Below are 14,673 nucleotides of genomic sequence, written 5' to 3' on the forward strand. Positions count from 1 at the left end.
ATGAAACGTTTTCGTGATTAATTGGCATTACACACATAATAAAAATACACTTTTATGCTTAATAAAATTGCCAAGCCATTCACAAAACTAGTAGAACGTTATCTGCCCGATCCGTTTATCTTTGTAATTTTACTCACCTTACTAACTTTTATAATTGCAACACTCGTAACGCCTTCAAGCCCACAGCAAGTTTTAACAGCATGGGGCAGTGGTTTCTGGAACTTACTCAGTTTTGCCATGCAAATGCTACTGGTATTACTGACCGGCTACATGTTAGCAAGCACACCTATTATGAGCCGATTGCTCACGCAATTGGCAAAACTTGCTAATACTGCACCAAAAGCGATTATCTTAGTCACCTTAGTGTCATTGCTCGCCAGTTGGATCAACTGGGGTTTTGGTTTAGTGATTGGTGCTTTGTTTGCCAAAGCCATTGCTCGCCAGACACTGGTTGATTATCGTCTACTGGTTGCCAGTGCCTATTCTGGCTTTATTGTTTGGCATGGTGGCTTAGCAGGTTCAATTCCGTTAACTATCGCAACGCAGGGGCATTTTTCACAGCAGAGCATTGGCGTAATAAACACCAGTGACACGCTATTTTCAGGCTTTAATATCGCCATTGTAGTGGGCTTGTTTATTATTATGCCACTAGTCAATCGCTATATGTTACCCAGCACTGAAGACAGTATATATGTTGATAAAAGCCTATTAATAGAAGCGACCCCCAAACCCGATAAAGTGACTCGTCCTGCCGATAAAATTGAGCATAGTAAGTTATTAGGGCTAGGAATTGGTATGCTTGGGCTAGTTTATTTAGTTAACTATTTTATCTTTAATGGCGGCTCACTTAATTTAAATAGTGTGATTGCGCTGTTTTTATTTTCTGCCATTTTACTACATCAAACGCCATATAATTTACTTAATAGCCTACAACAAGCAGTGCCCAGCGGCGCGGGAATTATTATCCAGTTCCCATTTTATGCAGGGATCATGGCGATTATGGTTGATACCGGCTTAGCACAACAAATTTCGCAAGGCTTTATAGCCATAGCCAGCGCAGAATCATTGCCGTTTTGGAGTTTTTTAAGTGCCGGCTTAGTGAATATATTTGTGCCATCAGGCGGCGGCCAATGGGCGGTACAAGCGCCTATCGTAATACCCGCAGCACAGGCTTTAGGTGCCGACATGCCCCGCGTAGCAATGGCGGTAGCCTGGGGAGATGCTTGGACTAACCTGATTCAACCATTCTGGGCTTTACCAGTACTGGCTATCGCAGGTTTAAAAGCCAAAGACATTATGGGTTTTTGTTTAGTGCAGTTAATTATTACAGGGGTGTTTATATCCTTGGTATTGAGTTTTTATTGATTCATGACAAAACTCAATGGCGCAATCTTTCATTGCGCCTTATAGAAATTAACTCGATAAAATCTTCATCGGCAGGCTTAAAATCGGATTTTCTGAATCAGCAAAATGCATCATCACCGCGACGTGTCCTGCAACGACGAGTGCATACATTACCGCTGAAAAACCTTGTCCGTATTTGTCCAGTGGCAATAAATGCGAGTAATGGCGGCCGCGCCACTCAAACACGATTTCCAGCGCACCGATGAATAAGAAAAACACCAATAGCATTAAGCCAAAGGTGTAGCTTATCCATAAACCAAATAACACACCAAGCAAGCACACACTTAAGCCAATCCAAGAGCGCATTGAAAAGCTTATGCTCTTTAGGACATGACCACCGTCGAGCGGTAAGATGGGTAATAGGTTAAATAAGTTAAGTAATGCGCTGAGCACCGCAACGCCTGCGAAGATTTCCATCTCGGTGGCGTAATAAAGCACCACACCTAAAACAGAGGTGATCAAACCAAATGCGGGCCCCATAAGCGAGATAACCACATCTTGCCAACGGGTGGTAATTTTATCGTCACTGACGGCAAGGCCACCAACAAACGGAATTAAGTAAATGCCTTTGGTTTTAATACCAAAATATTGCATCGCTCTAACATGGCCATATTCGTGGATCACTAAACAGGCTATCAGCATCAAGGCAAATTCAAAGGTGAACAGCCACGCATAACCGGCCACGGAAGCGCCAGCTAACGCCACTTTAACGACTTTGGCACTTTTAAATATCTTAAAACCGAGCGCAAATATCCCAAGTAGCCCTTGCTTAGGTTTGGTTTTTTCAATTGGCGGCAAGGTGAGTTGTTGCACAAATTGATCATTAATATGTAGTGATAAGCTTTGTTCAACCACAGCACTGGTGTCTAAGCCAATCACTTGATCGTCAAGTTTAAATTCAAAATAGTTTTCGCGCGGATTATCAAATCCAATCGCTTGTTGTTGCTGAAAAATTTTTACAATTTGTCGCCCTGCAAGCACTAAACTAAATTGTTGTTCAGCGAGAGTTAGCTGTATTTGCATGATGTCACTTTAAAGCTTAAAAATTATATTGTTAGTATACCGATTTTTTTAGCGAGGTTATGGAATATATTTTCATCGCTAAAGCTGACACTTTGCCGATCATCTACTACTTTTAAGCTACCAGTACGTTTTATTTCAGGGAATAGAAATGACAAAAGCAGCACGCAATATTCTAGTTGTTGATGATTCAAAAGCGATTTTAGTGGTGATGCAAGCTATTTTAAATGAGCTTAACGTCCCCCATGTGACAACCTGCTTAGACGCGCAAGATGCACTTAATAAAGTAAAAGCAAAGCCATATTTTTTTGATGCCGTTTTCACTGATCTAAATATGCCCGACATGGATGGTATGGAGCTTATTCGCCACCTTGGCGAGATCCATTATCCCGGCGCCATTGTGATTATTTCAGAAATGAACTCCAAGATAATTGATTTGGCCGCTGATTTAGCACGCAAAAATAATATACATTTAATTGGCAATATTGCTAAGCCAGTGCAGCTTAATCAAGTTTATACGCTCCTTAAGAAATTAGAATATTTAGCGTGCCACACTGAAAAAACCAGCGAGCCAATTTCTGAAGCACAACTGCTGCATGCAATCAGCCATAATGAAATTACCCCGTTTTATCAACCAAAGGTAAACCGCACAAATAACAAAGTTGAAAGTGTAGAAGTATTAGCGCGGATTGTGACCGCCGAAAACAGCGTTATTATTTTACCAGAACGGTTTATTTGTGTTGCCGAAGATTTAGATTTGATTAACCTGATCACCTTTCAATTATTTGAAAAAGCGACGGGGGATTTTTCGGAAATAAAAAACCGTTTGGGGTATAAGCTTAAACTCGCTTTTAATTTATCGCCATGTCAACTTGAGGATTTAAGTTGCCCAGATAAACTGGCACTCATTTTACAACTCAACCAGCTTACGCCTAGCGAAATTATTTTAGAGATCACCGAGCAACATGCGTTATCCACCTCAGCTCAATTAGAAACATTAAACCGCTTAAGAATGCGTGGTTTTGGTATTTCACTTGATGATTTTGGTACTGGTTTTACTAATATACAGCAACTAAAAACCTTACCTTTTACCGAGGTAAAAATCGACCGCACCTTGATTAGCAATATCGAAAGCGACTTATTTTCTCAGGTTATTGTTAGTAGCTTAGTGCATATTGCTATTCAAGATGACCTAACAATTGTCGCCGAAGGCATTGAACGTGTTGAAGAGCTTGAGTTTTTAGATCGCTTTAAAGAGCATATATTAATGCAGGGCTTTTTGATCAGCCGCCCAAAAGGCAAAGTAGAGTTTATTCGCTGGGCGCAATCATGGCTACATATGGTGTCATTAAATAGTAATAGCCGACGTTAATGTTTGCCTTTTGGTGAGTTTTTCTCGGCGTTAAATTCACCACTTACTTCTTCACTTAACTCTTTGCTTAACTCTTCACTTAATAATGTATTACTATTTGCTAGGCGCTGGCGCCAACGCTGCTTTGCAACCGCTTGCATGTTGGCAGATTGGTCATGCTCATCGACTATTTCAAAGCCCATTAACGCCTCAATCATATCTTCAAGCGTAACAATCCCCTGCACATCGCCGTACTCGTCTATCACTAAACAAATATGCGTACGCTCGGCTAATAAAGTATGCAATAGCGTGGGTACGTACAATGTCTCTGGGACAGTATAAATAGGCTTGATCAACTTGCTGATTTTATAGTCTTTGCCCAGTCGATGAAAGGCCAACATAATATCGTTTTTATGCACAAAGCCGATAATATCGTCACCATTTTTGTCATACACCAACACCCGAGAAAATGCCGATGAGCCATGTTCCGCTAGGTATTGGTCGACAGTTAAATCCTTGTGTACTTTAAATAATACCGTGCGTGGAGTAATTAAAGAATCTAACTTAGCATGGCGAAAATGCAATAAACTGCGGATGATTTCAGACTCTTCCTGATGCAGCGCTCCTGATTGTGACCCCATATCAGCCATTGCTTCTATTTCTTGGCGAATGTAATAAGCTTCATTGTAATTACGACCTAAAATACTGGTGAGCTTTTCGGCAAACCATACAAAAGGTTTGAGCGCGATAACTAAGTAGCGCAGCGCTCGGGTAACTATCGGAGCAAGCGCTCGCCAGTGTTTTGCTCCTAAGGTTTTAGGGATGATTTCTGATAGTACCAGTACCAATAAGGTCATTATCGCTGAAGCAATACCCACGGCGGCATCTGAAAACACCACCGCAGCTTGTGCTCCAACGCCCGCAGCACCGGCAGTATGGGCAATGGTATTTAACGTTAAAATAGCCGCTAACGGTTGATCAATATTGGTTTTCAAGTGCTCAAACCGCTGTGCTAATTTAGGCTTTTTTTTACGCAGCACTGCGACATAACTTGGCGTAATGCTCAACAGCACCGCTTCCATAATAGAGCATAAAAAAGAAATCGTGATCGCTACGACCATGTAAACGATTAATAATGTCACTGTGACCTCTTAGTCATTCAATTAGATACACCTTAACAACTGTGAGCGCCAACCTCAAACTCCGTGAGTGATAAACTGAAATCCATCGCAGAGCGCTTTTTGGTGCTACGGCGCCATGCTATATTCAATTAAATTCCCTACATTAGGCTCAACTATGAATTATAGCTCAGCATGGCGCGGTAAAGCTCCTCGCCTAACCACCGCACTGGCGATATTAACTTTAAGCACACTAAGTAATGTAGCACTTGCTGCACCAATAAATAAAAGCGATATTAAGTTTATTGGCCCACTTGGCGCAGATATGCAGTTAAAGCCCTACCAAACTCAGCATCAAGACGCGATTATTCAAGCTCTTTTACCTAGCATTCAACAACCAACAACAAGCATCACGGTATTTGGCGAAAAATTAAAGTGGCAAAACTTAGATAAAGTCAGCGCCTTAACCCTTGGCGGCTTACAAGCATTAAAGTTTTCCACACATGCTGAGCGCTTTAGCCAAGGCACGCTCACTCTCAAAGGTATAGAAAAGGCGCAGCTGTTTATCAATGGTGAAAAACAAACGGCTAAAAAAGAAAATTATGAATTAGCATTACCGCAAGGCGATCACCAAATAGTCATTATTGCTGAGCAAGTGGCGAACTGGCACGATGTTGAGATTGATTTTAGTCCGAACACTGACATTGATACGTTAACTTTTAGTAGCGCAACACAGCATGGTTTATCTGCCAAGCAATTGTTTGATGCTACCACAGTCAGCGCGCTCTCAATGGCCCCTGATGGCAAACAGTATTTAGTGGCTAAACGTCATTACCAAGACAGCACCGGCAACCAAGCGAATGTCATTACTGAACTGAAAAATGATGATAACCAAACGATTTATCGCTTTGAGTCAGGCCAGCCAAGCAACATTATTTGGAGCCCAGATAACAATTATTTAGTGTATTTATTAGATGGAAAGTTAACCCAGTTAAACCGTAACACACTAAACCTAAAGGTAATTGCCAATAATCTAGAGGGCGCAAGCAGTTTTGCTTATTACGATAACAACAGCTTAATCTTTAGCTGGTCAAAGTCACCGACAGCAGATAGCAGCCTCACTAAGCATTACCGCGGCCTGCAAGATCGTTGGTCATATGCTCGTACGACTTCACAAGCTTATTTATTAGATATTAACACCGGCCTAAGTAAAGCACTGAGCCAAGGGCCGCTTAGCCACAGTATTGAAGATTTTAATAGTAAACGCGGTACTGTAATACTCAGCCGCGGTACTGAAGCAATGCAAGCTGCAACTCACCCTACTACAGAATTAGTAGAGCTGAATGTTGCCAATGCGAGCAACACAGTTATTGGTCAGTTTGCGACATTTAATCAAGCAAAGTACACCGGCGATGATATTTATGTCACGGCAGGCCCTGATTTTAAAGCCGGCTTAGGCAGAAACTTGCCAGAGAATATGTTGGCAAATAACTACGACGGGCAGCTTTATCTATTAACCGACAATGGCAAAAATGCAGTACCTTTAAGCCGTGAGTTTGACCCTGCCATTGGCCAGCTTGAAGTACTCGCTAATGGCGATGCCATTGTTAAAGTGACCGAACAAGACACCATTGCTTTGTATCTATACGATAAAAGTAAGCAGCGCTTTAGCAAACTTAACACTGGGTTTGATGTGGTTGAACAATTTAGTTACTCAAGCAGTCGCAGCCCTGCTATTTTAGTCAGTGGTTCAAATGCATCATCACCACAACAACTAAAACAGCTAACTATTAGCAAAAACAAAGCAACCACACTTTGGGATTCACAACCGCAAGAATACGCCAATACCAATATAGCCAGCTTAGAAGAATTTAACTTTACCAATGCCGCAGGCACTAAAATTAAAGGTCGAGTTTACTTACCAAGCAATCTTGATAAAAATAAACAATACCCAGCGCTAGTTTATTACTATGGCGGTACGTCACCCGTTACTCGTGGCTTTACCGGCCGCTACCCATTTAACTTATGGGCAGAGCATGGCTATGTGGTTTATGTAGTGCAACCGACTGGCGCAACAGGTTTTGGCCAACAGTTTTCGGCAAAACACGTCAATGCATGGGGACAATATACTGCTGACGATATAATGCAAGGCACGCAAGCGCTGCTAAAACAGTACCCGTTCATTGATAAACAGCGTTTAGGTAATTTAGGGGCGTCTTATGGTGGCTTTATGACCATGCTACTGACCACCAAAACCGATATGTTTAGCGCCTCAATTGCCCATGCAGGCATTTCTAATATCACTTCATATTGGGGTCAAGGTTGGTGGGGCTATTTATATTCAGGTGAAGCGTCTAAAAACAGCTACCCTTGGAATAACAGCACGCTATACAGCCAGCATAGTCCGGTATTTCACGCTGACAAAGTAACAACACCGCTACTGCTATTGCATGGTGATGCTGATACCAATGTTCCAGTGGGTGAAAGTCATAATATGTACACCGCCCTTAAACTACTTGGTAAAGAGGTTGATCTGATTGAATACAAAGGGGCTGATCATCAAATATTCGCCCGAGATCAACGTTTTAATTGGTGGAACACGATGCTGGCATACTTTGATAAACACTTAAAAGAGCAGCCGCAATGGTGGCAGTATTTATATCCGGAAAAATAGTTTTACAGCAAGCAATAGGCAAACCCTCTAGGTTTGCCTATTTTTAATTATCTAATAATCGTCTAAATAGTGTATAAATACTAAAAATCGCCCTTCTCACCATTTACGAATGAGTGATAACATAGCGGCATCATTAAAGGTAATTAAGATACTATGACTATTCATGTTTTATTGGTTGAAGATGACGAGCTATTAGTTAAGCGTATAATCAATCATTTTACGCAGACTGAATTTTGTATTGAAAATGACGCCACTGGCGCTGACGCCTTAGCCATAGTGCAATCTCGTGCTAATAACCATGATGCCATTTCATTAGCGATTGTTGACATAGTATTACCAAAACGAGATGGTCTTCACTTAGCAAAAGAACTCAATACGCTTACCGATATCGGTGTGATCATGCTTTCAAGCCGCGACTCGCAGGCCGACCGTATCGCAGGCCTTGCCCAAGGCGCTGATGATTACATTTGCAAACCGGTTGATTTATTAGAGCTTGAACTGCGTATGCGAGCGCTTTATAAACGCTTGAACAACAATAATAGCCACGACGAAAGTGAAGAATTTATTGAATACGCTGACTTCAAACTGCACCCAGATAATCGCACGCTAATTACTGCCGCAGGGGTTGAATCACGTTTGACCGAAGCAGAACATAAAGTGCTTATTTGCTTGATCAGTAACGCGGGTAAAGCCACCTCTCGTGAAAAAATATCAGAAGAAATTGGCCAGCCAGATTGGAGCCCTAACGATCGCACCGTTGATGTACTGATTGGTCGCCTACGTAAAAAACTTAATGATGAAAAAGACCAAAAACGCATTGTGACCGTACGTGGTAAAGGCTACATGCTATCCATCTAGTATTGACTCAATTGCGCTAGTAACCGCTCAAACGCCCGATAATTCAACGCTTCTTTTAGCTCGCTCAGGGTAATATTTGTTTGCCCTTTTAAATCACTGATCGTTCGCGCAACTTTAATAACGCGATGATAAGAGCGAGGCGATAACGACAACTTCTCGCTAGCTTTTGCTAAAAACTGCAATTCCGCTGCCGCCAGTACACAATGCACGCTCATCTCTTTATTATTAAGCCGCGCATTCACTTTGCCTTGCCGATTTAGTTGTAAATTATAGGCCGCTTCAACTCGGGCTCGCACTGTAGCACTCGTTTCTTCAGCTTCGGTACTTTGCAGCTGCGTACTATTTAAACGAGGCAGTTCTATTTGTAAATCAATACGGTCGATAAAAGGCCCTGATACTCGCGATAAATAACGCATAACTTGATCTGGCGTTGCGCGTTTATCATTATGACAACCAGTGGGGCTGGGATTAAGTGCCGCTATGAGCTGAAACTGCGCTGGAAATTCCATTTGCCGCGCCGCTCTTGAGATAGTAACAGTGCCGGTTTCCATTGGTTCGCGCAATGAATCAAGTACTTTTCGCTCAAACTCCGGTAATTCATCGAGAAATAATACACCATTGTGTGCCAAGGAAATTTCCCCCGGTTTTGGATTCGATGAGCCACCAACTAATGCGACAGCAGAGCAGGTGTGATGAGGATTACGAAATGGTCGCTTACGCCAATTAGTTAAATCAACACTTTGCCCTATGATTGAGTACAAAGCAGCAGTAGAGAGCGCCTCATCATCAGACATGCCAGGCATTATCGTTGGCATACGCTGCGCCAGCATCGACTTACCAGTACCCGGCGGCCCTAAAAACAATAAATTATGACCACCCGCGGCAGCAATTTCTAACACTCTTTTCGCACCTGGTTGCCCTTTTACGTCACTTAAATCAATTAAAAATTCAACACCGCTATGCTGTTGTTCTGGATAGCTAATATTAAACGGTAACGGCTGTTGATTAAGTAAATCACTCCACACATCTTGAATAGAGGAAATAGCTTTGCGCTGCACACCATTGACTAGGCTTGCTAAGCTGTCATTGACTAATGGTAAAAAGCAGCAGCGTCCTTGCGCTTTAGCAGCCAACACCGAAGGAAGTATCGCATTCACGCCACGTACTTCGCCGTTAAGCGCCAATTCGCCGTAAAATTCATACTTTTCAATATCAGTGCAAACAATCTGCCCTGATGCCACTAAAATGCCAATCGCAATTGCTAAATCAAAACGGCCGCCATCTTTGGGCAAGTCGGCTGGTGCTAAGTTTACGGTTATACGTTGATCGGGGAAGCCAAATTTGGAGTTTTCTAATGCACTACGAACCCGATCTTTAGCCTCTTTAACTGACGCTTCAGGCAGGCCAACAATATGAAATGCCGGTAAACCATTACCTAAATGTACTTCTACAATCACTTCGGGTGCTTGAATGCCCACCTGGGCACGCGAATAAATTCGAGCTAATGACATCCTTTGTCCCTGTAATGTTATATTCTTTACAGTCTAGTCAGGATATTTGAAAACATGTAGTGTTAGTTGCCATTTCATTGCAGCAAGACGCAATAACAAGGTGGTTAACATAGCGAGAATCATGGCCATTTCTGTTGCCACGTTAAAGGCAATGCCTTGAGTGTAAATGATACCACCAGCAATACAGGTAATAGCATACAGCTCACCTTTTAATAACATGGGAATATTACCAGCGAGTACATCGCGGGTAACGCCACCAAAACAACCAGTGATAACCCCCATAATAATAGCGGTTGTTGCAGGCATACCTGCAAGCAGTGCTTTTTGTGCGCCCATAACAGCAAAAAATGCTAAACCAAACGCATCAGCAACATGTAAGTGGTATACAGGAATTGATTTTTGTTTATTGATCAAACGAGCGGTAACAAATACAGAAGCAAAAATAGCGATAAAATAACTTTGGTCGTGCAACCAGAACACAGGTACATCCAAAATTAAATCTCGGATTGTTCCCCCACCTATCGCAGTGACAGTTGCTAATACCACGACACCAAAACCGTCCATTTTTTTATCATAGGCAATTAAAGTACCTGACATTGCAAATACCGCGATGCCGATTAGATCAAACCAATGGTAAAGTTCTGTCATATTTGTAACTAAAAGTTGAGAGTATTAACTTTGTATCATAAACCTCAACAACTTTTAAGAATTAGTCACTTTTTTCTATCAACTCAATAAGTTCATCGTTTCGCAAAAACGATAAATTAACAGCTAATACAACTGGAAGAAATGCTTTCATAGTCTCCTCGATAAAAAAAGCAGGGCTAATTTGCCCTGCTCTTAACTTGCTATTGCTTCAACATACTACCCGCAACATTAATAAATAGTTCAGGATCTTCCATATCAGGATGGTTATCTGGCGCTTCAAAACCAAACACTGACACTGCAAAACCGTCTCCTCCATTTATCACAGCTTGTGGTGAAATAACGACTCCATAAGCCGAGTCACCTTCTAGTTCTAATGGGCTATAAAGTTTAAGTTGGCCCAGCTCAATTGACCATTCAACCACACGAAGTTCGCCATTAATTTCAAAGCGCGCATCGTTTGTCATAATATCGATTGCTAAATCAACTTGACCCGTACCGTCATCAGTTACATAGCGAAGTATGTGCTGACCTAATACATCCTCCTCGGTAAACTCAATTTCGTTTGCATCAACATCAGTTACCCTTTGCATCACACCAAAGTCATCGCCATCATGCCAAATAATCTTGTTACCTCGTGGTTGTACAACAAAGTATGGGTCAGCTTCACTGAGACCATCAAGTTGGTTAGTAAAGTAATCAACTGTGACACTCAAAGTGCTAGGATCGCCACTTGGATCACTTGCAACGGTATAAGTACTTCCTGTAATACCTGGGTCATACTCTTGCGTATGTTCAAGCTCAATAAAATAACCATCTTCTTTAAATACTGCCATAAAGAAGTCGCCGCCACTAATAGAGCCTTCTATATATGCCCCTACTAACGGATTGCTTGGATCATAAATTCGACTAAAAATAACTTCGCCTTCATCTTCGATATTTAAGGTCATCACATCGCCATCAACAGTTAGTGTTTTCGCACCAGTATCATTGAGGCCAAAATTGCCGTTAGTGTCATCTTCGAGTTGTACTGAAAACTCCCCCGTATCAGCATTCCATGTAAAGTCTCCATATTCATAACCAGCGAAACCATCGTCTTCATCGTCTTTTGCCAGACTTTGAACTTGTATCCACTTACCATCACGAAGTACAACAACCACATCCGGTTCATCAGCCAGCTGCCATGCACCATCTAAAGGGTGAGCAGGGGTTGGACGAACAACAACTATTTGTTGCTGTGCTTTAGCAACATCAAAATACCAACGTTGCTTATCTGCTTCAGTACACATTGCTGATTGAGCATAAACACAGACTGTAAGATAATCCCGATCAAAGTCACTGATCTCAGCTTTCATAGTACCAAAGAGTATTTTTCCGGCGGCTAAGGTATAGTTATTTTCAGTCGTTGCGCCTTGATATTGCTGAGTCAGCGTATACTCATTCTTATCAAGCTCTGCATTATAAGTTGTCGCGATTGTCACAGATGCAACGGCTCGCTCTTTTGGCGTATAAAGTGTGATGTAATTCTCATCAGTTGGATAACCATTGGCATCAAAGCCTGAGTTGTTCTCCAGCCAATACGGGGCAAACTTAGCTACACCGTACTCAGCTGAGACTGAGAATTCGCGAATATGTGACGAATAATCTTCAACGCGCTCACTACCATCATTATTAAAGAAACGGTATTTACGGTAGGTGTAGTAATGACCATTATTTTCAGCAAGTAATTGTTGTGAGAACTCGCTATATACTACACAGTCATTATTCGGATTATCACAAACAGGCTGTACCCCAGAGTCTGTGTAATAATTATTACGAATGAACTTCCCTTCACTATCAATAGCCCAAGAACGATAGTTTTGATCAAGATTAAAATTCATTAAGCCATCTTCATATACGTCATAATGTAAATCAGTTTGCGGAACATTTTGGCCTTGATAAATTGTCCACTTACCTAGTAACTCTGACCCTTCAAATGCTAATGAATTATCTTTAACCATTAAACCATTTGCTGTTCGAGTTGCTGAATCATCTTTAGCTTCAAGAGATGCTACAAAGTGATAACCTACAGTGACATCTTTAATTAGCCAAAAACTATAATTGAAAGAGAGTTCCTCTGCTTCACTTGTCACCATTAATTGATTGCCTGTAACAGACCAGTTGATAGCAATTGGCGCTTTAGTATTATCAACTAAGGTCCCTGTCCCCCCTTGCGCTAGGTTAAGCGAAATAGCTTCACTGAAACCATATAAACGTGATACTCGTTCAACATACCAAGTACCAATAAGATCACTACTTGGTATTGCTAACGTGCGTTCTTTAGGAATAAGCGTAAGGTTACTAGTAGAGGAAGTAGTTTGTTTAGTATCTGCATTGCCAGTAATTTTTGTTTCATATTCACTAAAAAACTCGACACTTTTATTAGCTTCATTTTCTAATAGCACAGTCAAACCAAGTGCATTTAAATAAATACACTCTTCTTGCTGCTCACTGCCATCACTAGGATAACTACATGAAACTAAAGCCGGCTCAGTTAAGCTAATGCTGATATCATTTTCTTGTTGTTGCCAAGTAAATGTCGCGTTTACCTCATAGCTACTATATGTACCCGTGCCATCGTCATTAAAGTCTAGCTGTGAGGCTGCAGCACTGTAAAATTTAGGGGCCATAAGTATATATTGCCCGCTAATTTCGCCTACAGTTCCATCTACTAATTCATCATCTTCTTTGATAGTTTGCTTAACTGTTTCAATAAGCTCAGAGTCTTTACTATTTACAGAGTTAATAAAGTTTTCAATATCATCAGCATTGCCGATCAAATCTAATGTTGAATCAATTCCCTCTGGTAATTCGTAGGCGTCATTATCAACAATTATTTTGATCAATGCCGCTAATAATAACTTTTCATCTGCATCAACAGCTAACAGTGCCTTATCTAACGCTTGCTCATCCTCAACTTCTGTATTGTCGCGACTTAAAAGCGCAAATTCGGCGGTGGTTACATTAGTAATGTTTACGCCAAAATTTTCGTCTTTCGTCAGTTTTCCATCATCCCCTGCTTGCGATACTAAGGTGGCCACTGAACGCAATTGAGAAATAAATTCAACTTCTGGGTTAATCGAGTTATTGCCCAGCGCAACTAATCTCACGAGCTTATTGGCATACGAGTCATCAACTTCAATTTCAATACTGTATTTACCACTGTCATCTGCAATGATTTGAAACTCTTCATCACCCACCATCACGGCAACATTCGGTGAGGCAATCGGTTCATCCGTTACAATACCCGTAATGGTTACACTTAATGCTTTACGTTTGATATTTATAGTCACTGCTGCAGTAGCGGTCGCTCCCTTGTCATCGGTGACTGTTACTTCGAGTACCAACTGTTCATCTACTTCAATATCAGGCGCGGTAAAGCTTACTTGTTTGTCATCACTGCCTGAAAGCTCAACTTGCGGCCCCGAAATATATTTCCAAGCATAGCTGGTAATACTACCATCACTGTCTGTAGCAGTTGCTGTGACACTAAGTTCACTACCTTCAATAACCTCTGCGTCACTGCTAATACTCACAGTGGGTTTATTATTACTCGTTGGTTGGGGAGCTGGCGAGTCATCATCATCACTACCGCCACATCCAGCAAGATGGAGCGAGCTGACTAACAACGCCGCTGCTCCCAGCGTTTTAATTCTGCTTTGTGAGTACATTGTATTTTCCTTTATTTAAAGCAAGGCCAGTGCCCATCATCAATATTTGATTCACCAGCCTGCATGTGTCTACTTCATCAGGTTTGCTCTAATTCATTAGGTTTACTCTAACGAAATGCGCTAATTAAATAGGGTAGGATAATTTAATAAAACTGAGGTGCTGATATGCGACTAAAATGAGCAAATTACCGACAAGCAATTTAATATCAATAACTTAAAAGCATGAAAGGTGATAGGAAAGCGCGTTATGTGTTTTCCAATGCAATTAAATGGGCTTTATTACAGTTGATTTTAGCCTGACACGGCTAAAGTATGTGATAACCATCGTGGTGGGGTTTAATGAGAAAATGGCAAAGGCTGGGCCTACTCTCCAACCTCTGCC

The 14,673-nt window shown here is 41.5% G+C and carries 9 protein-coding genes; 4 read left to right on the forward strand and 5 right to left on the reverse strand.

The window, feature by feature from the left end:
- Positions 1 to 54 precede the first annotated feature (54 nt).
- Complete coding sequence (locus tag V7783_RS11270; protein WP_335678788.1) at positions 55 to 1,365, forward strand: short-chain fatty acid transporter; 1,311 nt, start codon at positions 55 to 57, stop codon at positions 1,363 to 1,365.
- 48 nt (positions 1,366 to 1,413) lie between these two features.
- Here the strand turns inward: V7783_RS11270 and V7783_RS11275 are convergent, their stop codons facing one another.
- Positions 1,414 to 2,430: a metalloprotease gene (locus V7783_RS11275; protein WP_335678809.1), complete on the reverse strand. Its 1,017-nt coding sequence runs from the start codon at positions 2,428 to 2,430 to the stop codon at positions 1,414 to 1,416.
- 145 nt (positions 2,431 to 2,575) lie between these two features.
- Here V7783_RS11275 and V7783_RS11280 point away from each other — a divergent pair, with 145 nt between their 5' ends.
- Positions 2,576 to 3,796 carry an EAL domain-containing response regulator gene (locus tag V7783_RS11280; RefSeq protein ID WP_335678789.1) on the forward strand — a complete coding sequence of 407 codons (1,221 nt, stop codon included), beginning with the start codon at positions 2,576 to 2,578 and terminating at the stop codon, positions 3,794 to 3,796.
- On the opposite strand, the gene V7783_RS11285 is transcribed toward V7783_RS11280, so the two are convergent.
- Positions 3,793 to 4,917: a hemolysin family protein gene (locus V7783_RS11285; RefSeq protein ID WP_335678790.1), complete on the reverse strand. Its 1,125-nt coding sequence runs from the start codon at positions 4,915 to 4,917 to the stop codon at positions 3,793 to 3,795. The two genes, V7783_RS11280 and V7783_RS11285, sit on opposite strands and share 4 nt — an antisense overlap.
- Before the next feature lie 154 nt (positions 4,918 to 5,071).
- Here V7783_RS11285 and V7783_RS11290 point away from each other — a divergent pair, with 154 nt between their 5' ends.
- Complete coding sequence (locus V7783_RS11290; RefSeq protein ID WP_335678791.1) at positions 5,072 to 7,567, forward strand: alpha/beta hydrolase family protein; 2,496 nt, start codon at positions 5,072 to 5,074, stop codon at positions 7,565 to 7,567.
- 153 nt (positions 7,568 to 7,720) lie between these two features.
- Positions 7,721 to 8,425 carry a response regulator transcription factor gene (locus V7783_RS11295; protein WP_335678792.1) on the forward strand — a complete coding sequence of 235 codons (705 nt, stop codon included), beginning with the start codon at positions 7,721 to 7,723 and terminating at the stop codon, positions 8,423 to 8,425.
- On the opposite strand, the gene V7783_RS11300 is transcribed toward V7783_RS11295, so the two are convergent.
- The 3 genes from V7783_RS11300 to V7783_RS11310 form a co-directional block, all read right to left on the reverse strand.
- Entirely contained in the window at positions 8,422 to 9,936 is a 1,515-nt protein-coding gene (locus tag V7783_RS11300; RefSeq protein WP_335678793.1) for a YifB family Mg chelatase-like AAA ATPase, read from the reverse strand. The two genes, V7783_RS11295 and V7783_RS11300, sit on opposite strands and share 4 nt — an antisense overlap.
- A gap of 33 nt (positions 9,937 to 9,969) precedes the next feature.
- A complete protein-coding gene (locus V7783_RS11305; RefSeq protein WP_335678794.1) occupies positions 9,970 to 10,584 on the reverse strand; it encodes a trimeric intracellular cation channel family protein in 615 nt (204 codons plus the stop codon).
- Positions 10,585 to 10,784: 200 nt separating this feature from the next.
- Positions 10,785 to 14,291, reverse strand: coding sequence for a PKD domain-containing protein (locus tag V7783_RS11310; RefSeq protein ID WP_335678795.1), 3,507 nt, complete (start codon positions 14,289 to 14,291; stop codon positions 10,785 to 10,787).
- Positions 14,292 to 14,673 lie beyond the last annotated feature (382 nt).

It is taken from the genome of Pseudoalteromonas sp., assembly GCF_036960685.1.
Taxonomy (GTDB): Bacteria; Pseudomonadota; Gammaproteobacteria; order Enterobacterales; family Alteromonadaceae; genus Pseudoalteromonas.

What these genes read in the sequence shown, in the direction of transcription:
- V7783_RS11270 (WP_335678788.1), top strand. Translation starts at nt 55, where the DNA reads ATGCTTAATAAAATTGCCAAGCCATTCACAAAACTAGTAGAACGTTAT.
- V7783_RS11280 (WP_335678789.1), top strand. Translation starts at nt 2,576, where the DNA reads ATGACAAAAGCAGCACGCAATATTCTAGTTGTTGATGATTCAAAAGCG.
- V7783_RS11290 (WP_335678791.1), top strand. Translation starts at nt 5,072, where the DNA reads ATGAATTATAGCTCAGCATGGCGCGGTAAAGCTCCTCGCCTAACCACC.
- V7783_RS11295 (WP_335678792.1), top strand. Translation starts at nt 7,721, where the DNA reads ATGACTATTCATGTTTTATTGGTTGAAGATGACGAGCTATTAGTTAAG.
- V7783_RS11300 (WP_335678793.1), bottom strand. Translation starts at nt 9,936, where the DNA reads ATGTCATTAGCTCGAATTTATTCGCGTGCCCAGGTGGGCATTCAAGCA.
- V7783_RS11305 (WP_335678794.1), bottom strand. Translation starts at nt 10,584, where the DNA reads ATGACAGAACTTTACCATTGGTTTGATCTAATCGGCATCGCGGTATTT.
- V7783_RS11310 (WP_335678795.1), bottom strand. Translation starts at nt 14,291, where the DNA reads ATGTACTCACAAAGCAGAATTAAAACGCTGGGAGCAGCGGCGTTGTTA.